This is a genomic window from Streptomyces sp. NBC_01520, from assembly GCF_045040375.1.
In the GTDB taxonomy this organism is placed as follows: domain Bacteria; phylum Actinomycetota; class Actinomycetes; order Streptomycetales; family Streptomycetaceae; genus Streptomyces.
The window spans coordinates 7422218-7443084 of the sequence record NZ_CP109404.1 but is presented as its reverse complement, the minus strand read 5'-3'; the positions used below and the strand labels follow the sequence as shown (position 1 = coordinate 7443084).

At 68.7% G+C, this 20867-nt stretch carries 19 protein-coding genes and 5 pseudogenes; 11 read left to right on the top strand and 13 right to left on the bottom strand.

Annotated features, from left to right (window positions below; translation table 11 throughout):
• Positions 1–109 precede the first annotated feature (109 nt).
• Both OG524_RS33565 and OG524_RS33560 read right to left on the bottom strand, forming a co-directional pair.
• The gene (locus OG524_RS33565; protein WP_405386599.1) at positions 110–1072 is read right to left on the bottom strand and encodes a hypothetical protein; all 963 of its coding nucleotides are present in this window, start codon (positions 1070–1072) and stop codon (positions 110–112) included.
• Between the two features lie 425 nt (positions 1073–1497).
• Positions 1498–2131, bottom strand: a pseudogene (locus tag OG524_RS33560) (IS5 family transposase); the annotation flags it as partial.
• A gap of 32 nt (positions 2132–2163) precedes the next feature.
• Between OG524_RS33560 and OG524_RS33555 the strand changes: the two are divergent.
• Entirely contained in the window at positions 2164–3483 is a 1320-nt protein-coding gene (locus OG524_RS33555; protein WP_405386600.1) for a hypothetical protein, read from the top strand.
• Between the two features lie 96 nt (positions 3484–3579).
• On the opposite strand, the gene OG524_RS33550 is transcribed toward OG524_RS33555, so the two are convergent.
• From OG524_RS33550 to OG524_RS33540, 3 genes are read right to left on the bottom strand one after another with little or no spacing between them, the layout of a single operon-like run.
• The gene (locus OG524_RS33550) at positions 3580–3951 is read right to left on the bottom strand and encodes a hypothetical protein (RefSeq protein ID WP_405386602.1); all 372 of its coding nucleotides are present in this window, start codon (positions 3949–3951) and stop codon (positions 3580–3582) included.
• A 7-nt stretch (positions 3952–3958) separates the two neighbouring features.
• The gene (locus OG524_RS33545; protein WP_405386604.1) at positions 3959–4141 is read right to left on the bottom strand and encodes a hypothetical protein; all 183 of its coding nucleotides are present in this window, start codon (positions 4139–4141) and stop codon (positions 3959–3961) included.
• A gap of 33 nt (positions 4142–4174) precedes the next feature.
• Positions 4175–5350 (bottom strand): NADH:flavin oxidoreductase, encoded by a 1176-nt coding sequence (locus OG524_RS33540; RefSeq protein ID WP_405812532.1) that lies wholly within the window; start codon positions 5348–5350, stop codon positions 4175–4177.
• Positions 5351–5514: 164 nt separating this feature from the next.
• Here OG524_RS33540 and OG524_RS33535 point away from each other — a divergent pair, with 164 nt between their 5' ends.
• A complete protein-coding gene (locus tag OG524_RS33535; RefSeq protein ID WP_405386607.1) occupies positions 5515–6168 on the top strand; it encodes a TetR family transcriptional regulator in 654 nt (217 codons plus the stop codon).
• A gap of 131 nt (positions 6169–6299) precedes the next feature.
• Here the strand turns inward: OG524_RS33535 and OG524_RS33530 are convergent.
• Positions 6300–6548 (bottom strand): annotated as a pseudogene (locus OG524_RS33530) (DUF6192 family protein); the annotation flags it as partial.
• Between OG524_RS33530 and OG524_RS33525 the strand changes: the two are divergent.
• On the top strand, positions 6523–6939 hold the full coding sequence (locus tag OG524_RS33525; protein ID WP_405393406.1) for a hypothetical protein: 417 nt from the start codon (positions 6523–6525) through the stop codon (positions 6937–6939). The pseudogene OG524_RS33530 and the gene OG524_RS33525 overlap by 26 nt on opposite strands.
• Positions 6940–7353: 414 nt before the next feature.
• On the opposite strand, the pseudogene OG524_RS33520 reads toward OG524_RS33525, so the two are convergent.
• Positions 7354–7537 (bottom strand): annotated as a pseudogene (locus tag OG524_RS33520) (carboxylase); the annotation flags it as partial.
• A gap of 521 nt (positions 7538–8058) precedes the next feature.
• Between OG524_RS33520 and OG524_RS33515 the strand changes: the two are divergent.
• Positions 8059–8289 carry a zf-HC2 domain-containing protein gene (locus OG524_RS33515; protein WP_405812262.1) on the top strand — a complete coding sequence of 77 codons (231 nt, stop codon included), beginning with the start codon at positions 8059–8061 and terminating at the stop codon, positions 8287–8289.
• A 337-nt stretch (positions 8290–8626) separates the two neighbouring features.
• A pseudogene (locus tag OG524_RS33510) lies at positions 8627–10213 on the top strand (NAD(P)/FAD-dependent oxidoreductase); the annotation flags it as partial.
• A gap of 74 nt (positions 10214–10287) precedes the next feature.
• Here OG524_RS33510 and OG524_RS33505 read toward each other — a convergent pair.
• From OG524_RS33505 to OG524_RS33490, 4 genes and pseudogenes are all read right to left on the bottom strand, one after another.
• Positions 10288–11087, bottom strand: a pseudogene (locus tag OG524_RS33505) (ISL3 family transposase); the annotation flags it as partial.
• 260 nt (positions 11088–11347) lie between these two features.
• Positions 11348–11881 carry a DM13 domain-containing protein gene (locus tag OG524_RS33500; protein WP_405386610.1) on the bottom strand — a complete coding sequence of 178 codons (534 nt, stop codon included), beginning with the start codon at positions 11879–11881 and terminating at the stop codon, positions 11348–11350.
• Positions 11882–12019: 138 nt separating this feature from the next.
• Positions 12020–12874, bottom strand: coding sequence for a hypothetical protein (locus OG524_RS33495; RefSeq protein WP_405812261.1), 855 nt, complete (start codon positions 12872–12874; stop codon positions 12020–12022).
• A 115-nt stretch (positions 12875–12989) separates the two neighbouring features.
• Positions 12990–13691 carry a flavodoxin family protein gene (locus OG524_RS33490; protein WP_405386613.1) on the bottom strand — a complete coding sequence of 234 codons (702 nt, stop codon included), beginning with the start codon at positions 13689–13691 and terminating at the stop codon, positions 12990–12992.
• Positions 13692–13788: 97 nt separating this feature from the next.
• Between OG524_RS33490 and OG524_RS33485 the strand changes: the two genes are divergently transcribed.
• Genes OG524_RS33485 through OG524_RS33475 form a run of 3 tightly spaced genes read left to right on the top strand, consistent with a single transcriptional unit; the run spans position 13789 to position 15242 of the window.
• Positions 13789–14310, top strand: coding sequence for a LuxR C-terminal-related transcriptional regulator (locus OG524_RS33485; RefSeq protein ID WP_405386615.1), 522 nt, complete (start codon positions 13789–13791; stop codon positions 14308–14310).
• Positions 14311–14343: 33 nt separating this feature from the next.
• The gene (locus tag OG524_RS33480) at positions 14344–15009 is read left to right on the top strand and encodes an RNA polymerase sigma factor (protein WP_405386617.1); all 666 of its coding nucleotides are present in this window, start codon (positions 14344–14346) and stop codon (positions 15007–15009) included.
• A gap of 2 nt (positions 15010–15011) precedes the next feature.
• Positions 15012–15242 (top strand): anti-sigma factor family protein, encoded by a 231-nt coding sequence (locus OG524_RS33475; protein WP_405386618.1) that lies wholly within the window; start codon positions 15012–15014, stop codon positions 15240–15242.
• Positions 15243–15426: 184 nt separating this feature from the next.
• On the opposite strand, the gene OG524_RS33470 is transcribed toward OG524_RS33475, so the two are convergent.
• Together OG524_RS33470 and OG524_RS33465 are read right to left on the bottom strand one after the other, a co-directional pair.
• Positions 15427–15732 carry a hypothetical protein gene (locus OG524_RS33470; RefSeq protein ID WP_405812260.1) on the bottom strand — a complete coding sequence of 102 codons (306 nt, stop codon included), beginning with the start codon at positions 15730–15732 and terminating at the stop codon, positions 15427–15429.
• A gap of 1454 nt (positions 15733–17186) precedes the next feature.
• A complete protein-coding gene (locus OG524_RS33465) occupies positions 17187–17747 on the bottom strand; it encodes a TetR/AcrR family transcriptional regulator (protein ID WP_405812259.1) in 561 nt (186 codons plus the stop codon).
• 111 nt (positions 17748–17858) lie between these two features.
• Here OG524_RS33465 and OG524_RS33460 point away from each other — a divergent pair, with 111 nt between their 5' ends.
• The 3 genes from OG524_RS33460 to OG524_RS33450 all read left to right on the top strand — a co-directional run bounded on the left by OG524_RS33460 (position 17859) and on the right by OG524_RS33450 (position 20773).
• Positions 17859–18545, top strand: coding sequence for an SDR family oxidoreductase (locus OG524_RS33460; RefSeq protein WP_405812258.1), 687 nt, complete (start codon positions 17859–17861; stop codon positions 18543–18545).
• Positions 18546–18593: 48 nt separating this feature from the next.
• Positions 18594–19649, top strand: coding sequence for an aldo/keto reductase (locus OG524_RS33455; RefSeq protein WP_405386624.1), 1056 nt, complete (start codon positions 18594–18596; stop codon positions 19647–19649).
• A gap of 119 nt (positions 19650–19768) precedes the next feature.
• Positions 19769–20773, top strand: a complete 1005-nt coding sequence (locus tag OG524_RS33450) for an NADP-dependent oxidoreductase (protein WP_405386625.1) — start codon at positions 19769–19771, stop codon at positions 20771–20773.
• Positions 20774–20867: the final 94 nt, after the last annotated feature.

Here is a 20867-nt window from a genome sequence, read left to right as displayed (position 1 = left end):
GCAGCACGTTGCCGGGCCCTTCGCATGTACCCGCGCAGTGTTACCGAAACGACGGCACGGAAGTGGGCTCACACCCTCAAGGAGCCGGAGTATCCCGTCTACTCAGAAGTCAGGTCCGGGTCGGGCGCACGCATGCGCCTGGGGCCGCAGCGTTGATGTGCTTGTCGGTGTAGGGGTCGACTGACGCCCACTTCTTGGTCTTCTTCAGGTCGTCGTAGAAGAGCGGGTGGATAAACCCGTCGGCGGGTGCGGTGCAGTCGTCGTTGGCTATCGCCGTCGTGTGCGTCTGCGGGTGTAGCTTTCCGTCACGGACGAGGATGTCGAGCTGCCGGTGGACGACCACCCTGGCGACCTCGAAGCCATTGGGGTTGATCTGCTTGGCTCCGCTCGTCTTCACCAGTGCGTAGACGAAGGTGTAGTCGGCCTGCACCAATAGCTCGCCCGCCGGTGTGACCTCGTACGTCATCGTGCCGTCAGTCTTGGCCATTCCCTCAGACGCCAGCACCTGTACCTCGTCCCTGTTGAACCGAGTGAGGAACTGAAGCGATCCCCGGCCTGTGCCCGGATCGGTGAAGGTTGACTCCAGGCCCCTGCGAGCGGGATCACCCGGCGCAAGGAGGTTCAACGCCCCAACTGGATTGGAACCGTAGAGGGTCTGGCTGGATAGGTTCGTCGCGATGAGGAAGTCGCGGACGGCCCCAAGGCTGGTTGACACCTCCAGGTCAGTCAGGCCGGCAACAGCCTTGGACTGCGGAAGACGGATCCCGACGGCTCCGTTCTCCCAGGCAGCGGCAGGTGAGCCCCGGAAGGGGATGTTCGTGGTGGCCGGCCAGGCGTCTGGCCACATCGCCTCGTCCACCATGCGCGGGGCGAAAGGCTCGTCAGCAGGCCGCCCACCCATGGCGCCCGCGAGCCAGACCCCGAAGCTCCCGAGTACCAGGATCCCGGCACCGGCCCCGAGTAGCGCCTTACGCCGTCGGGTTACCCGCTCCCGCCGAAGCGTCTCCTCACGGCCTGGAGCGTTCCGCTCCGCGCGCAGGCGGGCTGCGAAATCTGCAGGATCGATCGACATGCTTCCCCTCCCCTTCGCGCCGTCCCCACAGCGCGCTGAGGGCAGAGCCTCTCACACGCCGACTGACCCTTTACTCGAGCCTCCCTGCGAAGCGGCAGGGCGACAGGGAGGCACCTCTGCCCGGCGCCAACCCGTAGAACGGGCTCCGCCATGCTCCACCCCGAGGACGGCGAAACCGGACTCAGCGCCCCGGCAGGATGCGAGGTCGACCCCCGACATTGAGCAGCCGACCCGGTCGGCGAAGACAGGGCGACTGAGCCGCCTGCGGCATCCGACACCAGGCCCCGTCAGTGGAGGAGCAGCATTGCCGTTCAGATACCGCTTTCCCGTTCCGGCGGATCTCGCCACGGACCCCCGGTGGGACCTGAAACAGTGAGCCGTTTCCAACCACGCCGTCAGGTTGGAAACGGCTCACTGATGAGCATTCAACCGGCCGCCGGTGCCCTCGAGAACTGTGCTGTCGGCTGGCGGAGCCAGAGAATGAGCGAGGCAAGGTGGAGTCCGGCGTGGTAACGAGCGGCGAGCTTGTCGAAGCGGGTCGCGATCGCCCGGAACTGCTTGAGCCGGGCGAAGCGGCGTCCGACGACGTTGCGGGTCTTGTAGAGCTCGCGGTCGAAGGCGGGTGGTCTGCCGCCGACGCTTCCGCGCCGCACTCGGTTGGCTTTCCGGTCCGCCCGTTCCGGGATCACCGCCCGGATCCCCTGCCGTTGCAGGCCCTGGCGGATCGCCCTCGATGAATACGCCTTGCCGGCGATGACGGCGGCCGGCCTGCAGCGCGGACGCCCGGCACCTGTCCCGGGTACCTCCAGTGTTTTCAGAACCGTGTCGAACACAGTGGAGTCGTTGACGTTCCCCGGCGTGACGACGAAGGCCAGGGGCAGGCCCCGGCCTTCGCACGCGAGAAGGACCTTGGTGGTCAACCCACCGCGGGACCGGCCTAGCACCTGGGAAGCTGCAGCACATGCCAAATCTTCCAGTTCGCCCCCGCCAGCGCCCCCTTTCACAGGCACCCGCAGCGTGCTGATGAGCCCAGTTGATCGTGGAGTCCACCGACACCGACGATTGTCAGTGACAGGGGTGAGGATGCCGGTATGACACTGCTGCCGATCACCGCGCCCGCGTCCCTGCTGGACGTCCACCATCTCGACCCCGAAGCCGGCGGATGGGGGTTCAGGGTCGATCACGCGGTGGCGACGGCGGCCGGCGACACCTACGTGCTGACCGGCCTGCGCCGCTACCGCGGGCATGCAGCCGGCTCGGCCGACCCCGCCGAGCGGAATTTCGGCTACCAGCTGATCACCCGCCACGGCTCCGACGGAAAGCCCACCGCCACCGCCGTGTTCGGACAGGCGGTGCCGGGCGGTGTCCCGTCAGCCATACCGGAGAGCGACGCGACGACCCTGGCCGTCCTCCCGGACGGCGCAGTCGCCGTCAGCTCCAAGCCCGGCAGCACCCACATCCTGTCCCCGCGCCTGGATGAGGTCCTCGCCTCCTGGCCGATGTCCCGGGGCTGGGAGAAGGAGCAGAGCCCCGGCGACGACCCGTTCGCCGCGTCGATCGCCGTTACCCCCGCGGGTCGGCTGCTGTGCATGACCTCCGAGTACGGGCTCAGCAACTGGGCCGGCGCCCACCCCAACATCGTCGCCGTCTCCGAACCCGGCACAGCCCTCGGCCCGGGCCGCAAGCCCGTGCTGCGCGCCATCGCTACCCTGGACGCGCGCACCGACTGCCAGAGCGACGCCGACTCGTACACGCACGTGCGGTACGGCGACGAGCCGGTGGGGCGCGGCAACCGGCCATCGCCTTCGTTGACCGAGGCCCTGTCGGAGCTCACCGGGACCAGCGGCAGCCTTCACGGCTACCTCGACTCCACGATGACCCGCCCGGCAGCGCTCGGCGACGACCTGTTCGTCGTCCCGGTCTTCGGGAAGACCTACCGTTCGACCAACCGGGGGCAGGAGTTCAGCTTCGCCCTCGTCAACGACCGCGGGGTGTTGCACGGTCGGCTGGGAGGCTTGCACCTGCGCGAGGACAGCCCGTTCACCGGCTTCGACTTCACCGTCGTCGCCGACCCGTACCGCGCCCGTGCCTTCCATCTCAACCGCTACGGCCTGTACGTGTGGAGCGCCGACGGGGTACTGCGCGCCCGGATGTCCACTGCGGAGAAGCCCTTCAAGGCTCTCGTCCACTTCGCCCTGCTGGAGTGCACGCCCGCAGGGGAACTGCTCCTCGCACACCGCAAGCAGCACCTGCTGCTGAGGGTGCCGGTGCCGCAGGACCTGAATGACCTGGCGGTGGCGGTGGAGACCGCGCTGAAGGGCTACGGGCGCGAGCGCACCGCGCTGAAAAAGCAGTACGCGCCCGTGAACTGGCTCTGGTCGGACAGCGCGGCCACCGTGAACCATCTCTGACGATCCATCATCTCGATCGCCGATCGTCGAAACCGGCACCGACTCTTACCGCCTCGCCACCACGAGCCGACCAGCTGAACTGCGACGGATCAACCCTCACTCAACGCTTCGAAGGCCGCCGAAGGCTTGCACAATCCACTGATCCATCCTGGTCGCGAAGTCCGTTGCTGATTCGATGTCCGAGGCGGGGAGGGCGCCACCGTCGTCGAGGCCGTCGAAGAAGTCCACGTCGGCCCAGCCACCACGAAACAGAACTACCGACAGCTCAGCCTCCGCCGAACCGGAGATGACCAAGCCGAGTGAATCAGGATCTTTCACCCGGGCCCTGTCGGTCTCCAGACGCTGAGGCCAGTCAGCCTCCCCATCCCTCCAGGTCATCTCTCCAACCGCAAGGCCGGCTGACCTCCAGCGCACGACTCGCTCCGTCAGCACGGCAGCCACGTCGTCGAGATCTACAACTCTGTCCATGAGGGGATCATCCCTGGGCGAAGGCGAGGTCGGTGCCGAAGGTGAGGCCGGAGAAGGTGATGAGCTGGCGTGGTTTGAGGCAGGTGAAGGCGGTGTGCATGGCGACGGCGTGGTCGGCGGGTAGAGCAGGGCGGGCGGCAGCAATGATCTCGGCGGTGATGGCGGCGGCCGCCGAGCAGAGCGGGAGCATCTGTGGGCCACCTGTGGCCCATCGGGTCAGGTATCAGGTAAGCGTGGCCATTGCTTCCAGGGAGAACGGCATGATGTCCTCGGCGCGGCCGTCACGTGTCTTCGTCGGCCATTCGGGATCGCCGAGCAGGGAACGGCCTATGGCCACGAGGTCGAATTCCTCCCGGGTCAAACGCTCCAGCAGCGGTGTGATGCCGGTGGGCGAGGGAGTCTTGCCGGAGAGGTAAGTACTGACGAATCCGCTGTCCAGACCCACCGAGCCGACCGTGATGACGGGGCGGCCGGTGATTTTCTTGACCCAGCCGGCGAGGTTGAGGTCGGAACCCTCGAACTCGGGCAGCCAGTAGCGGCGAGTGGAGGCGTGGAAGACGTCGACGCCGGCTTCGGCCAGTGGCACGAGGATGCGTTCCAGTTCCTGCGGGGTTGCCGCGAGCCGGGCATCGTAGTTGTCGATTTTCCACTGTGACATGCGGAGGATCACCGGCAGGGACGGGGACACGGCCTCGCGTACGGCCTTCACCACGTCGGCGGCGAAGCGGGTGCGGGCGACGGGGTCGCCCCCGTATTCGTCGGTGCGGCGGTTGGTTTTCGACCACAGGAACTGGTCGATGAGGTAGCCGTGAGCGCCGTGCAGTTCGACGCCGTCGAAGCCGATGCGCTCTGCGTCCGCTGCTGCGGCGGCGAAGGCGCCGATGACGGCGTCGATGCCGGCCAGGTCCAGGATGGAGCGCTCGTCACCGGTCGGAATCCCCTTCGGCGTGAGCCCGGAGGGGCCGACGGAGGGAGCTTCGGCCACCGGCGGCTGCCCGGCTTTGCGCACGGTGCCGACATGCCAGAGCTGCGGCGCGATCCGGCCGCCTGCCGCGTGGACGTCCTCGACAACCCTGCGCCAGCCGGCCAGGGGAGCCTCGCCGTGGAAAAGGGGTACGTCGCCGTGTTCACCGGCGGAGGCATGGCCGACATAAGTGCCCTCGGTGATGATCAGGCCGGTGCCGCCGGCCGCGCGGCGTGCGTAGTACGTGGCAACGTCCTGGCCCGGGACACCACCGGGCGAGAAGTTCCGGGTCATGGGGGCCATGACGATCCGGTTCGGCAGTTTCAGGGCGCCGGCCTCGAACGGACGAAAGAGCAGTGAGGCATCGCCGGCCGAAGCCGGTGACTCCGTCGGCGTCGCTCGAGAGATTGCCGTGGTGGGGGTCGCATCGGGCATGAGTGCCACCTTGCCGTGTTGGTCCAGGGCCCGTGGGCGGGCCAGACGCCGGACATGGGTGTAGCGAGGGAACGGCACCGGCGAACCGGAACCGTCGTTCCTCTTGAACGTAGCATATACGGAACGACTGTTCCGGTAAGTTCCCGGCGGGTATGCTCGCAGGCGTGACGACGGCACGGCAGACGGAAGAGCGGGCTACGGGCAAGGGATCGGCGCGGCGCACCATGCGTGCCGACGCCGTGCGCAACCGCGTCGGAATTCTGATTGCCGCCGCCTCCGCACTTGTCGAACACGGCTGCGTCATCGACATGCGGGAGATCGCCCGCCGCAGCGGTGTGGGCGTGGGCACCCTGTACCGGCACTTCCCGACCAAGGAAGACCTACTGAAGACCGTGCTGCTGGAGCATTTCCGCTGCTGGTCGGAAGCGGCTGCGAAGGCGGCGGCGGACACTGCGGATCCCTGGGTCGCGCTGGAGGACTTCTTCGAGCACGCGCTCGCCGGCCAGTGCGGCCACCGGGCCATGGTGGAGCACTGCACCGACGCGGTGTGCGGGCCCGACACCGAATGCATCCAGCTGCTTCATCCGGTTCTGGAGAACCTCATCACCCGGAACCACGCGCGGGGGGTGCTGCGGCCCGGCGTCACCGCCTCCGACCTGGCCCTTCTGCTCGTCTCGATGAGCCACACCGCCGAGCTGACGCGGCGATTGCAGCCGGACAGCCCGCAGATGTGGCGGCGACTGATGCGGGCCACGCTCGACGGGCTCCGGACGGAGCACGAGGCATCGCGGCTGCCGGACGGCGGCGCCGCGTCCTGAGCTTGACTCTGTCGGGGGTCTCGCTTCTGCCGGCACACAGCGGGGCGGCGGACGATTCCCGCACAAGGCGGCACAGTGCTCCCTCCGCAGCAAGTTTCTCGACCTGGTCACCGCCTGCCACGTCGCCGTCGACGTCGCAAGAGGTCGCTGGTGACGGTGGCGGCGACCTCCTCGTCCCTGGCCAGGGTGTGGATCGCGCTGACTTTCTCCTGCGGGGTGACGGGCTTGACGACCTGCTGGCCGGTGCGGCGGTTCGCCCAGTCCGGCGGCCACCGGGTCTTGCCCTCGGGCGAGGTGAGGATCGTGGCGAAACGCTCCTCCACATCGACAACGCCCGCCAGGATCTTGTGAACGGTGAAAGACACCCCTGTCACCCGTCGGCCACCCGCCTTCGCCCGGCGTGAAGAACTCACCCCCGGCATCGATATCCGCCCCGACCGATTCGAGGCCTACCTGCGCGACGAACTCGGTCTGCAGGTAACGGCGCTGCCCGCCTTCGAGCGCGTTCGCTACGACATCCCATGTGAGTCGATGCGCACCGGCCACATCTACGGCATCTTCTTCGACGGCTGCTCCCTTCTGGCGGCCCCCGACGTGCTCTCCCAGTGCGAGCTGGAATACCTCCGCTCCCGCAGCGTCCTCGACACATCCACGACGAACTTCTCAGCGAAACGGAACGCATCGGCCGGTGGCCCAGCCACCTCGCAGCACGCGGCTGGGCCACAGAGCGCACCTACTACCCCAAGCGCACCTTCCTGCGCGACGTCGTAGCCCAGAAGCCGGATCTGCTCATCACACGCCGGCGTTGACGTCCGCCCGGCAAATCGGCCTTCACCCGGTCTCCGGAGCTGCTCGGCAACGACGAGAGGACCTCCCGCACATCCACTCCCAACAGCACCAGTACGCCCGCGCTCCCGACACCACCGGAGCCCCGTGAAGAAAAATCGATCCTCATCCGCGGCCATGCGCGCGGTGGTCGCCACCGCATCCCATCAGGGCACTCAAGGTCCGATCGCCGACGCCGTCCGGCACTGCGTCGCAGCCGATCACACCACCGCCGTCGCAGTCATCGACAGCGCAGGTCACGATCCGGACGTCGTGGCGAGCGCGCCGAATCACCGATCTGGCAGATCCACTGGACCTGATGCGGCCAGGGGTTGCGGGCGGCGAAAGGCCGGTTGATCCGCCGTTCCGTGAGGGTGCCCGAGGCCGCCGGGTACAGCATGCGGATGCCTGCGGCTTCGTGGCGGGTCGGGGTGAGATCCGGGGCACGGCCACAAGCAAGGTCCGCGGCGGCCTTGGGCAGGTCGATGCCGGTGGCGAGGTGGACGGGGTGTCCGATCATGTCGCCGCCTATCCTCGCGTTGACCGGATCAGGCGGGCCGGTTCCAGGTCGGCCAGGCGTGCGTGCGCCGACGAAGCACGCAGGCCTGTGGGACGTGGCAGCACCACGTCGATCCGGGCGGGGGAAGGGGGTGTCTCGATCACCCCACTCACCCTAGGAATCCGAAAGGGGCATAAGGGATTTCACGATCCCATAGATCGCTGACATCGACGGCAGCCTCCGCCGTCGACGTGGCCCGCAACCAATCCGCCCCGTCCGGGATCGGCGCGCGCCGGAACCCGTCAGAGGTGCCTTGCCACCACACCGCCGGCCGGACCGACCGCGCATCACCGGGCCGGCCACGGCGACCGTCAACAGGCCGTACCCCACAGCAGAACCGAGCATGGTCAACACCCCCCTCGGCCAGAAGATGTGAGTGTGCTCCCTGCTGGAGATCCCGCCCGGCAACCAGTGTGTCCTGCTCCACAGAGCCACGGCCATGCTGCGGCGTAAGCTGGAGGTCTATGTGTCCGGGGTCCGGGACCTCACGACCGGAGGGGGCGAATATGGCCTGCGTCGACTTCGTGGAGCTGGCGACCGACTTCCTCGAGGGCGCCCTGTCCGACAACGCCGAGTGGCACTTCATCGAGCACCTGGCGGAATGCGGCGGATGCGAGCGCAACCTCGATCAGATCCGGCAGACCATCGCCACCACGGGTGAGCTGACTCCAAGCAGCATCTCGTCCGACGCCAGGGCACAGTTGCTCACCGCTTTCCGGGACTGGCAGCGGCAGTGACCTCTCGGACCCGGTAGAGCCCGTCGGCCCCGAGCTCAGCTGTCCTCGCGTCGCGTCACCGGGTCGAGGCGGGCGGCGCTTCGCCCGTCGTCCCGCGTCTCACGTTCCTCATCTCACGTTCCTCGTCCCCGCGTGCTGTTCGCCCGCACTCCTCGGGCCCTTGCTCCCGGTCTCCCCTTGTCGCGCTGTGCTGCGCGTTGTCTCCGGATCCTCCTGGCCTTGTAACGCTCGGCGGGTGTGTCCGCACTGAACGTGTGACAACGGGCATTGGAGCCCCCAGACTCCACACCGTCCTCGCCTCCCCTGGGCGGAGGCCGTGTGGCTACCGGAGACATCGATGACTCTCCTCAGACGACTTCTGTTCGGCATCATCGCCGGACTACCCTCAGGCGCGCTCGTCGCGGTCGTGACGGATCCGTCGTGGGTCCCGTGGGCCGCACACACCGTGGTGCTGGGGGCCGTGCTGGGTCTGTGCCTGGGCAGCCACCGGCAGAGCAGCGGCTCGGCCTGCTCCGTCGGGCTGCTCATCGGCCTGCTCGACTGGGTGGTATGGAACCTCACGCTCATTCCCACGATCGAGGGGGAACGGCCGTCATGGACGATCGCCGTGGCCGTGGCGCGCTTCCCCGAGCTCGTGGGCGCCTGTCTTTTCGGCGCCACCGCTGGGCTCGCCTTCCACGCCCTTTCCCTGTGGTTCCCGCCCCGGCCCGCGCCCGAGCAGGCCAAACCCCATGTCGTGATCGTCGGCGGTGGTTTCGGCGGTTTGGGGGCCACGCGGGAGCTGGACCGGCTGGTCGGTCGCGGGCTCGACGCCCATGTGACGCTGGTCAGCGACTCGAACGTCTTGCTGTTCACCCCGCTTCTCGTCGGCGTCGCCTCCAGCACGGTGGAGGCCAGACATGTGACCGCCCCCGTGCGTGCCGGGCTCGACCATGCCAACTTCCTGCACGGACGGGTGACCGCGATCGAGCCCCGGACCCGCAACCTGTACGTCTCGGCCGGCCGCGAGGGAATGCTCCGTGTGCCGTACGACCAACTGGTCCTGGCGGTGGGCGGCGTACCGCACTTCTTCGGCCTGCCGGGAGTGGCCGAGCACGCTTTCCCGATGAAGTCGATCGAGGACGCCACCGGGCTCCGCAACCATGTGCTCGCCGCGCTGGAGTCGGCCGACCTCGAACCGGATCCGGCCGAGCAGGCCCGCCTGTTGACGCTCGTGGTGGCGGGCGGTGGATTCGCCGGAACGGAGCTGGTTGCCGAACTGTTCGACCTCGTTCATGACGTACTGCACTTGTATCCCCGGCTGCATGGCCTGAAGCCCAGGTTCGTGCTGGTGCACTCCGGTGAGCGGCTGCTGCCCGAGCTGTCCCCGGCCCTCGGCCTGTACGCGCATCGCAAACTCGCCACCCGCGGCATGGAATTCCGGCTCGGCACGCGCGTGGCCAAGGCCACTGCCGGGGACATCACACTGACCTCCGGTGAGACCATCCCCACCCGCACGCTGGCCTGGACGGCCGGCAACCGGCCGAACCCGCTGGTGCAACAGGTCATGCAGCCGCCGCTCACGGTGGAACCCACGATGCAGGTCCCCGGCGTGCCAGGCCTGTGGGCGCTCGGCGACTGTGCGCAAATCCCCGACCCGGAAGGCGGGTACTACCCGCCGACCGCACAGCACGCGATCCGCGAAGGCAAGGCCGTCGCCCGGAACATCGCCGCGGTACTCGCCGGACGCCGTCCCGTCCCGTTCCGCTTCGGCACGCTCGGCGTCCTCGTCTCGCTGGGGCACCGCACGGCGGCCGGTGAGATCGGCAGCCGGCGTGTCTCGGGCTTCCTCGCCTGGGTCCTGTGGCGCTCGGTCTATCTGAGCAAGCTGCCGGGAGCGGAGAAGCGGCTGCGTGTGCTCGCCGACTGGACCCTCGACCTGGCCTTCCCGAGGGACATCGCCCTCTCGGCCAAGGCCGTCACCACCCCTTCCGCCAAGACCAAGGAGGACCGCCATGCGTGCCAGCGTTCGCGGGTGGTCTGCTCGCGTACTCCGCCGGGGGCGAGGCGGGTTGATGGTGGCTCAGCAGCCGGCATGCGCGCGGACCTCGGGCGGGGCTTTGTCGCAGAGGTTGGCCAGAGGTGCCGTCTGTCGCTGACCTGCACCCCGTCGGGCAGGGCGCGGCGGGCGGCCTCGGCGTAGGTGGCCGAGCCGTCCCGGCACACGACCTCGACACCGGGATGCTCGCGCAGCCAGGACTCCAGGGTGGCCGTGTCGCGGTCGGGCAGGACCGCGACGCGTCGTCCGGTCTCGGCATCCGTGATGATCGTGGCGTAACGGTGGCGGCGGCGCAGGGCGAAATCGTCCACGCCGATCACCCGCGGGATGGCCTGCCTGGGCAGCGGGAGGCGCCGCAGATGGTGCAGCGCGGTGCTGCGGGAGACGGGCACGGCCAGGAGACCGGCCAGGCGTGCGGCCGCCCTGCCGCACGGCTCCCGTGCTACCTGCGATATCTGCGCGGCGAGACGCGCAGTGCGGCGCTGATGACGCATCAGCAGTCCGGGAATCTGTGCACGGAAGGTCTGCCGCGAGCAGCCCAGAACCAGACAGACCAGCCTTCGTACGCGCAGGTGGCCGACGACCGGGCGGCCGTCGGCCGGTCCCGCACCGTCCGGCGGTGGTACCCGTGCATCCTCGCCGCTGGCGTCCGGCACGCCGGACACGGCACCGCCGCATCCCGGGTGCGGGCCGTGACCACCACCTCGTCACCGTCGCCCGTCACGTCCTCGACGACCACCGCCGACAGCCCGGAAAACACCGTCCCGATGAGGGAGCGAACCAGCGAGGCCACCGGCTGCGACGGGGCCGTCGTGGAGGCAGGCCGGCGGCCTTCGACCTCGAGACCTGCGAGCAGCGCAACGGTGTGCGGTTCCCCCCGTCGGGGATCGCCACGCGTGGACCGTCCCCTCGCCTCGGCCGCCCCGCCGCGCGGCCGGGGCTCAGGCCAACGAGACGTCAGGGGAGCGGGTGCCCGTTCGCTCCCGCTCCCCTGCTTGTCCGTACGACGTGTGTCCGGCGTCAGGCGTCCCGCTCCAGTTCGGCCGCGCCGAACGACACGCTGAAGCGCTCGCACCAGATCGTCACCGTGGAGAACTTACTCAGATCGGTGCCGGCCGGGATCTCGTAGTTCTGGTTGCCCTCGTTGCCCCTCAGGTCTCCGAGGTCGATGTGGGTGCCGTCATCGAGGTTGCCGCCACCGTCCGCCTTGACCGGCTGGTCGCTGAGCCAGACGTGCAGGGCAGGACCGTCGGAGGTACGCAGGTCGGTCAAGCGCAGGTTCGACTTGCCGTCAGCCAGCGGCTGAACCGCCACCTCACCGCTGGTCTCGTGCTCATGGGAGATGAAGCTGCCGACTGCCACCGGCTTGGCCGGCTCGGCCTGGGCGCCGCCTTCCTGCTGAGCGGTGGCCACGGGAGCTGCTTCGTCCACTCGGTTCGAGGTGAACAGCCGCCAGGGCTCGAAGAGGTAGAGCCCGACGGCCGCCACGACTACGATCACCGCCGCAGCGCCCCACAGGACAGGACGACGACGCTTCGGCTTGGGCTGGCACATGAGGGTTTCCGTTTCTGTGGTTCGAGGGATGCAAGTCAGCGGTCGGCGACTTCCGCCGCCTCCCGCCACGTGTGTCGGGCACGCGCGCCTGGGGGCCCAGCTCTGCGGGCTCGACTGCTCAAGGGGAGCGGGTCAGGCCTATTCGGTGGTGGGGAGCCCGGCCCGCTCGCGGCGCAGCTGGTCGGACTCGTCGCGGACGGCGTCGAGCCGGACCTCGAGCATGCCGACCCGCTCGCGGTAGCGCTCCAGCTCGGCCCGTACGAACTCGGCGTCCGCCACCTTGCGGTCCGCCTCCTCACGGACCCCCGCAGCCTCCGCCTCGAACTTCTCCATCGCGGCGTCGAGCGCGGCGACCGCCATGTCGGCTGCTTCCTCAGCGAGTTCGGCGCGGCCCTCGGAAGCGATGATGCGCTGTGCGGCGGCACGGGTGACCGTCTCGATCCGGGCCTCGGCGGCCGCGGAGTCGGTGATGAGCGCCAACTCCTCGATGTAGACCGGCAGATCGGAGGAGAGTTGGTGTATGAGTGCGACGATGGCGTCGCGCGTCCGGGTGGCGTCGTCGGCGTCGGCCGTCGGCATCACTGCCATGTCAGTCATAGCCGCCGACACCGCCGCCTCACGGCTCGTGGGCTCCATTCCGCTGTTCTGGGCTTCCGTTGACGCCTCTTCGGCCACGGTGTCGTCGGGCTGCGGGGCCGGCGCGGGCACCATTTCGGCACCGAAGACCTGACCGAACGGCGGAGCCGCGGGAGAGTGCGGCACGGGGATCGACGCCAGGGCCGCCGCCTCCTTTGTCTTGGCCGCCGCGCGCCGGTCCTCCTTGCGCTGCTGTCGCTTGGCACGGAACTTACGGAAGGCTCCGAGCGAGTTGTGCTCAGGGTCGGGGCAGAAGCGGGTGGCCCCGGCCGGAGCGCCCGCCGGGAGCGGTTCGGCCGGGTTGGTGCAGCCCGGGTAAGTGCAGGGGGTGATCGTCTCGGCGGACGGGATGGTCATGTTCTGCCTCTCTGAAGATGAGTTGACTCGTGCGCGGGGTCGCTTCGCAGGTGCTGCGACGGTGATGTGCTGGGGATGAGCCGGTAAGCCGTCGGTGTTCCAACGCCATCCGGGCTCAGCGGTACTCGGGGTTCTCGGAGTCGAACCGGTACCCGGCGTCCCACTGGGCCCGCTGGTTCCCGTGCGCCGGAACGCCACCGGCGTCCTTGAGCATCCGGGCCATGTGCAGCAGGTTCCACGTCATGAACGTGGCGTTCCTGTTGGTGAAGTCGTTGCTGGGGCCGCCGGAGCCCGGATCGAGATGGGGCGGGCCCGGCCCGGCCTCCCCGATCCAGCCCGCGTCCGCCTGCGGCGGGATGGTGTAGCCCAGAAGCTGCAGGCTGTACAGGATGTTCATGGCACAGTGCTTGGCTCCGTCCTCGTTGCCGGTGATCAGACAGCCGCCCACCCGGCCGTCGTAGGCGTACTGACCGGCGGCGTTGAGCAGGCCCGAGCAGGCGTAGAGGCGCTCGATGACCAGCTTGGCGACCGAACTGTTGTCACCCAGCCAGATGGGGCCGCCGATGACGAGGATGTCGGCAGCCACCACCCGTTCGTGGATCGACGGCCATGCGTCGCGCTCCCAGCCGTGCTCGGTCATGTCCGGCCATACGCCGGTGGCGATCTCATGGTCGATCGGCCGCAGGTGTTCGACCTGAACACCCTGCTTCTCCATGATCCGCGAGCTGAGGTCGATCAGGCCCTGGGTGTGGCTGCGCTCCGGGCTCTTCTTCAGCGTGCAGTCGAGGAACAGCGCACGCAGGTCTTCATGGCTCATACCCGTCAGTGCGTCTGGCGTGCCAAACGTTACAAGCGGCCCGAAGCTTTGTGGGTGCGGTCCTTGTCCCGACACCGTCCGCGGGAACCTGCGCGAGGTGGTGGAGCCGGCCCGCTCCCGAGGGCTGCCGTTCGAGACGGCGACCACCCTCGTGGCGGCCGTCGAGGCGGGCGCATGCCCGGCCACGCTGCTGCACGAGGCGTACGAAGGGTTCGGCGGGACCGGCGCCGCCCTGTGGCGCTTCCACACCAGGACCGCCCTGCGCGAAGCCGGGCTCACCGGCCCCGGCCGCAAGCGGGCCACCGCCGAGAACGAGCACCTGCTGGCCACCCTGATCGCCGAAGGCCTCACCAGCCGTCAGATCGCCGCCGTGCTGCGGCTCAGCGAGGACGCGGTCGCCAACCGCCTGTCCAGGCTGTTCGCACGAACCGGCCTGCGCTCCCGCACCGACGTCGTCACCGCCGTACTCACCGGCTCCCGCCCAGCAGCCGCTGCATCCGGCCAAGACGCACACGGCCGGCCCGCTCCACCGGCGTCCAGCCGTCCTTCCCCGTACCTCTGCCAGGCGCTTCTCCTCCGTCCCACCGTCACGACGAGCACTGTGGCAGTACTAGGCTGACTCTCCCGGTTGACAGACAACAAGGAGCAACGGATGGCGGGCGCAGGCGCGTTGCCCCCGGACGAGATACTCGTCCAGCGACTGCATGACGGTGACGAGGCGACCTTCGCCCTGGTGCTGGATACCTGGTCAGGGAGCATGATCCGGCTGGCCAGGTCGTTCGTGTCGAGCAGGGACTCCGCCGAAGAGGCCGTCCAGGACACATGGCTGGCGGTCATCAAGGGAATCGGCGACTTCGAAGGCCGTTCGTCTCTGAAGACCTGGGTGTACCGGATCCTTGTCAACACGGCCAAGGCGCGGGGTACGAAGGAGAGCAGGACCGTTCCCTTCGCCAGTCTGCTACCGGAGGACGAAGGACCGACGGTGGACGCCTCACGGTTCCGGGCCGCCGGCGAGCCGTACGCCGGGCACTGGGCCGTCGGACAGGAACCGCGGCCCTGGCATCTTCCCGAGGACCAGGTGCTGCGCGGCGAAGTCCGCGAGGTGATCACGGAGGCGATCGACGGGCTTCCGCCGCGTATGCGCACCGTGCTCACCCTGCGCGATGTCGAGGGTTACGGTTCGGAGGAAGTGTGCGCCCTGCTGGAGATCTCGCCGGGAAACCAACGAGTCCTCCTGCACCGGGCCAGAGCCTTGGTGCGTGGCAAGCTGGAGGAGTATCTGTCCTGTGCCCATGAGGTCGCGGGCGGGAGGGGATGATTTTGAACTGCGATGAGTTCGTGGAGTTGGTGACCGACTTCCTTGAGAGCGCCCTGTCCGAAGAGGACGAGCGGCGCTTCGTCGAGCACCTGGCCGAGTGTGCCAAGTGCGAGACCTACCTCGATCAGTTCCGTCAGACGATCCGCACGACGGGCGAACTGACCCCGGACAGCATCTCACCCGACGCCCAGCAGCAGTTGCTGACGGTGTTCCGGGACTGGCAGCGGCACTGAGCCGGCGGAACGTGCCCTTGACGCACCTGGCCGACGACGCCCTCTGCCGGTGTCGTGACACAGCAGGCCAGGTGGGAGGGAGCGGCTGCTGCGCGCCTGCGCGATCGGCCGCGGGCACACCGGAGTCCTCTCGGGTCAGGGCGGGAGACCACGCACAGCGGCCTCCCGCCCTGACCGGGAACGGCTAGAAGCCCAGCTTCCAGTCCTGGTACCGGCCGCCGTTGCACTCGATGAGATACACCGACCCGGCCGCGTCGCTGCCGAGGCACCGGAAGCAGCTGGAGGTTGCCGGATCGGCTCCCCCGAGCCGGACGACGTCCCAACTCGTTCCGACCGCCCACCAGAGCAACATCTTCTCCGTGAAAGAACAGCTCTCACTCGCGAAGACCTCGCCCTGTACGTCGCCGACGGGTCTCGCCAGGCACCTTCCCGTCTGCTGCAGGTCGTGGGGCTGGACGACGTCGTAGTCGGTGTGCCCGACGGTCGTCACGACCCACTGCTGATAATGGTTGCCTCCTGGCAGGGCAACACGTAGAGGGCGCCGGAGGAGTTGCTGTCCAGGCAGCGTCCGGTGGCCCAGTTCCGCAGGAAGTCGACGTGGAGGGACACATCGGCCGACGCGGGGCTCGCGTTGACGGTCACGAACCCCAGGCACAGTCCCAACACGGGCCAGGTCCGGAATGGCCACCCTCCGGCGAACGCACTCCGGCTCCCGCACTCCCTTGAACGGGTCGTCCGCTATCGCCCCTTTGTCGTAGGCGCCTATCGCCCCTTTGTCGTAGGCGTCCCGCAGAATCGCCGTGAGGGTGCACGGTATGTCGACTTGATTGCCCGTCCGACGCCGTCGGCCTCCCACTCGTCCGGGAAACGCTCCGCCACGATCGGCGTGACGGATACATCAGCTTCCGTGAACCCAGGCGCGGAACGATATGGACGTCTTGGAGCCGTTGACCGGCTTGCTCGTTGAGCATTCGGTCATCCGGTGCTGTCGGGGGCCGCCGCCGCTTCGCGTATTCCGCGGCCGTCTTCTGTCCCGGCTCCCAGCTCCCGGCCCTCGGCTCCCGCGACGGACGGCGCCGTGCGCTTCTTCTCCGCGTAGATCCGCGTAGATCCGCGTAGATCCGCGTGAGGCGTTCGATCGCGTCGCCCTGCGTGCCGAAACCGCCCTCCTCGAACCGCTTCCCCAGCCCGTTGCGGAAACGGATCGTGTACGGGTGCGGGCACCGGGTCGGCCTGGCGCGGTCGCATTCCTTGAAGAAGGGCTCCATACCGCGCGCAAGCCGTCGAGCCGCGTGACGAACCTTCCGTGGAGAGCCGGGCACCTGCGCCCAGGCCCCCGCCTGGGCGGTCACCAGGTCAGCAAGCCGGGACGCACCCGCGCCCGATGCTGACCGTCTACTGACCCGCGCGGGGTCATCACGCCCTTTGACCGGCAGAAACACCCAAACGCCAGGTCTTCGACCTGAACATGGTGCGCAGCATCGAGGCACTCCCGAATCTAGGCTCCCTGCCTGCCTTTTTGCAGGTCACGTGCTGTTTCCCTACCTTATGACGAGTCGTAGGTCCGGTCAGCCTTCCCCAGGTGTTCGAGGGCTGACGCCCACTCCTGACCTCTCGTCAGGCGGATCGTCGCCGTCCATGAACAGCCCGTACCGGCCCGCCGCAACGTCGACGCCAGCCGACGACCCCGAGGAGCCACGCCACCGCGAAGGTCTCACCATCGCCACGCGAACCGAGGAGGCCGTCCGTCGCCGCCGCACCGCGCGCCTGGACGAGCGCGTTGGCGAGGACAACGCCGCGACGTCGGCACACAGCGTGTCCGCCGTGATGTTCCTCGGCATGTCGGCCTGCGTGAACATCGCCGCGAGCGCCGACGAGATCGTCCGGGACGTCCGGGGTCAGGTCGGCGTCCGACAGCCCCGAGGGCAGCCGCCGCGCCTTCGGTCAGTCGACCGCCGACAGTGCCGCGCGTGCGCCGGTGAGGATCTCCTCGGAGATCGGGTAGCCCTCGGTGGCCCGGGCCAGTACGAGCGCGCCGACCATCGTGCACAGCCGGGCGATGCCGTCCTGGCCATCGCTCGCGAGCCACTCGGCGAAGTCGCCAACACCCTCGGCATAGACGCGGCGGGCCTCACGGTCCCCGGGTTCGCGTGCCATGTCGGTGACGAGCGCGGCGACGGGGCACCCGTCTGCCGCCCCGTCGCGATGCTCGACGGAGAGATAGGTGTCCATCAGTTCCCGCCGGGCGGCGTCACGCCGCCCGGCGTGCCGCTCGAGGCCACCTTCGTGCAGCTGGGTGAGTTCATCGAACGCGTGGGTGGTGGCTTCGTCGATGAGCGCCTCCTTGGAGGCGAACTGCTTGTAGAAGCCACCGTGGGTGAGGCCGGATGCCTTCATGAGGTCGGCGACGCTGACGTGGGTCCCCTGCTCCCGGAACAGCCTGGACGCGGTTTCCACGACCCTGCGCCGGTTCTCCTCCGCTTGCGCTTGCGATACGCGGCCCACGGGCCACCTCCCGTTTGGATGTCAACTGGAATCTATCCTAGGGTACGCTTTAGATTGTTGTCATAATCTAATGTGCGGCTACCGAGTGGCCCCACGACGCTGGGAGCGGGAATGGAACTGAAGGACGCGGTCGCGGTGGTCACCGGCGCCAACCGGGGGCTGGGACGGCATCTGGCCGCCCAGCTCGTCGAGCGTGGAGCGAAGGTGTACGGCGCTGCCCGCCGCCCCGAGACGGTGGACCTGGCGGGCGTCATCCCGCTGCGGCTGGACCTGACGGACGAGGCATCGATCCGGACCGCGACCCGCAGCGCATCCGATGCGACCCTGCTGGTCAACAACGCGGGCATCTCCACGGCCACACCCCTGATCGCGGGCGGCCTGGACGCGGTGCGCCTGGAGATGGAGACGAACTTCTTCGGGCCTCTCGTGGTGACGCGAGCTTTCACCCCCGTCATCGAGAGTAACGGTGGGGGCGCCGTTCTCAACGTCCTGTCCGTCCTGTCCTGGCTGCACCCGGCCGGCCTCGGGTCCTACGCCGCGGCCAAGGCCGCGGCATGGGCACTGACCGACGCGGCCCGGGAGGAACTGGCGCCCCGCGGCATCACCGTCTCGGCGCTGCACGTCGGATACATGGACACCGACATGGCCGCCGACGTGCCCGCCGACCAGAAGGCCCGCCCCGCCGACGTCGCCACGCAGGCCCTGCACGGCATCGAGACGGGCCTTGCCGAGATCCTCGCCGACGAGACCACCCGATACGTCAAGCAGAGCCTGGCCACTTCGCCGAACCCGGCGTAGGCCACGCCGGCCGCCCCTCCGCCACGAATCTCCGAGTAAGGACATCTGATGCGTTACACGACCTTCGGACACCGGACCGGACTGCGCGTGTCCGAGTACGCACTCGGCACGGCGAACTTCGGCACCGGCTGGGGCGCCGGCGCCGAGCCTGACGAGGCACGCCGCATCTTCGACCGATTCGCCGCGGCGGGCGGCACCTTCCTCGACACCGCGGACACCTACCAGTTCGGCGAGTCGGAAGCGCTCACGGGGAAGTTCGTCTCCGCCGACCGGGACCACTTCGTCCTGGCCACCAAGTTCACCCTCGGGGCCACGCCGCAGCCGACCGTCTCCGGGACGGGCAACAGCCGCAAGAACATGATCGCCTCGGTGGAGGCCAGCCTGAAGCGCCTCGGCACCGACTGCATAGACCTGCTCTGGGTCCACTTCCCCGACGGGCTCACCCCCATGGAAGAGATCCTGCGCGGATTCGACGACCTGGTGAGCTCTGGAAAGATTCACCACGCCGCCCTGTCGAACTTCCCCGCCTGGAGCGTCTCCCGAGCCGCGACCCTCGCGGACCTCAAGAACTGGGCGCCCGTGGTGGGCATCCAGCACGAGTACAGCCTCGTCGAACGGACCGCCGACCGCGAACTGCTCCCGATGGCCGAGAGCCTCGGGCTCGGCGCAGCCCTCTGGTCCCCGCTCGGCGGCGGACTGCTCACCGGAAAGTACCGCCGCAGCACCGCGGGGCGCCTCAGCGACCTGGGCGCGGTCATCCACACGGAGAGCACCGACCAGAAGACCGCCGTGGTCGACGCCGTCCTGACCGTCGCCGAGGAGATCGGCGTGACGCCCGCCCAGGTGTCAGTGGCGTGGGTGCGGGAGCGCGCCGCCATGTCCGCGACCTCTCTCGTCCCGATCATCGGGCCGCGCAACCTCACCCAGCTCGACAGCTACCTGGGCGCGCTCGACGTCCAGCTGGCCCCCGAGCAGTTCGCCCGCCTGTCGAAGGTCAGCGAGGTGCCGCTCGGAGTTCCCCATGAGGCGATCAGCGCCTCCCTGAACGTCATCCGGGGAGGCGACTCCAGTCGCATCGTCAACCCGGGCGCACCGGCGGCCTGACACCCGCCGCATCGGCGAATGGGCCGGCCGAAGAGAACCTCGCAGAATGCCCTGAATGGGCACAAACCCCAAGATGAGCAGAGATCCCGTTCCCTCGCGGACGTGAAACGGAGACGACGATGAAGACGTTCATGATCGAACGGTACGGCGCCAAGGACGGGGGCCACATCGCCGAGATGCCCGACCCGCAGATGGGCGAGGACGACGTCCTGGTCCGTATCCGGGCGGCGGGCGTCAACCCGCTCGACCTCAAGCTCCGCGACGGGGCCTTCAAGGCGTTCCTGCCCTATCGCCTCCCGCTCGTCCTGGGCAACGACTTCGCCGGGGTCGTGATCCAGGTGGGATCCGCCGTCACGCAGCTCAAGGTGGGTGACGAGGTCTACGCACGGCCCGACAAGGAACGTATCGGTACGTTCGCCGAACTCATCGCCGTCCATCAGGACGACGTGGCGGTCAAACCGGCCACGCTCACCATGGAGGAAGCCGCTTCCCTTCCCCTGGTCGCGCTGACCTCGTGGCAGGCCCTGGTCGAACGGGCACAGGTTCAACCAGGTCAGAAGGTCCTCATCCACGCGGGCTCCGGCGGCGTCGGCACCATCGCGATCCAGCTGGCCAGGCACCTGGGCGCACATGTCGCCACCACGGCGAGCACGGCCAAGGTCGGCCTGGTGCGGGAACTCGGCGCGGACATCGTCGTCGACTACAGGAAGCAGGCCTTCGAGACGGTTCTTGACGGCTACGACGTCGTCCTGGACACCATCGGCGGCGAGACACTCGAGAAGTCCCTGCGGGTGCTCAGGCCGGGCGGAAAGGTCATCAGCGTGGCAGGCCCTCCCGACGCGGCCTTCGCCCGTGAGCTGGGCCTGAACCCGATCCTCCGACTGGTGATGGGCGCACTGAGCTTCAGGACCCGGCGGCGCGCCAAGCGCCGTGACGTGACGTACTCGTTCCTGTTCATGGAGGCCGACGGCGACCAACTGCGCAAGCTCACGCCGCTCATCGAAACCGGCAGGATCCGCCCCGTGGTCGACCGTGTCTTCCCCTTCGAGGAAACCCGGGAGGCCCTGGAGTACGTCGAGGAAGGCCGCGCGAAGGCCGGCAAGGTCGTCGTCGCGATGACGTGAGTACAGGCCCTCGCCCGGACGCACGCCAATCCGGGTGGGCACACCGGCCCACCGGCACACCGCGGTTCGGGATGGCGGTCGTGGCCCGGCTCTT

What these genes read in the sequence shown, in the direction of transcription:
- OG524_RS33455 (WP_405386624.1), top strand. Translation starts at nt 18,594, where the DNA reads ATGCGTTACACGACCTTCGGACACCGGACCGGACTGCGCGTGTCCGAG.
- OG524_RS33490 (WP_405386613.1), bottom strand. Translation starts at nt 13,691, where the DNA reads ATGAGCCATGAAGACCTGCGTGCGCTGTTCCTCGACTGCACGCTGAAG.
- OG524_RS33515 (WP_405812262.1), top strand. Translation starts at nt 8,059, where the DNA reads ATGGCCTGCGTCGACTTCGTGGAGCTGGCGACCGACTTCCTCGAGGGC.
- OG524_RS33565 (WP_405386599.1), bottom strand. Translation starts at nt 1,072, where the DNA reads ATGTCGATCGATCCTGCAGATTTCGCAGCCCGCCTGCGCGCGGAGCGG.
- OG524_RS33450 (WP_405386625.1), top strand. Translation starts at nt 19,769, where the DNA reads ATGAAGACGTTCATGATCGAACGGTACGGCGCCAAGGACGGGGGCCAC.
- OG524_RS33500 (WP_405386610.1), bottom strand. Translation starts at nt 11,881, where the DNA reads ATGTGCCAGCCCAAGCCGAAGCGTCGTCGTCCTGTCCTGTGGGGCGCT.
- OG524_RS33545 (WP_405386604.1), bottom strand. Translation starts at nt 4,141, where the DNA reads ATGCTCCCGCTCTGCTCGGCGGCCGCCGCCATCACCGCCGAGATCATT.
- OG524_RS33480 (WP_405386617.1), top strand. Translation starts at nt 14,344, where the DNA reads ATGGCGGGCGCAGGCGCGTTGCCCCCGGACGAGATACTCGTCCAGCGA.
- OG524_RS33495 (WP_405812261.1), bottom strand. Translation starts at nt 12,874, where the DNA reads ATGACCATCCCGTCCGCCGAGACGATCACCCCCTGCACTTACCCGGGC.
- OG524_RS33540 (WP_405812532.1), bottom strand. Translation starts at nt 5,350, where the DNA reads ATGCCCGATGCGACCCCCACCACGGCAATCTCTCGAGCGACGCCGACG.
- OG524_RS33555 (WP_405386600.1), top strand. Translation starts at nt 2,164, where the DNA reads ATGACACTGCTGCCGATCACCGCGCCCGCGTCCCTGCTGGACGTCCAC.
- OG524_RS33550 (WP_405386602.1), bottom strand. Translation starts at nt 3,951, where the DNA reads ATGGACAGAGTTGTAGATCTCGACGACGTGGCTGCCGTGCTGACGGAG.
- OG524_RS33460 (WP_405812258.1), top strand. Translation starts at nt 17,859, where the DNA reads ATGGAACTGAAGGACGCGGTCGCGGTGGTCACCGGCGCCAACCGGGGG.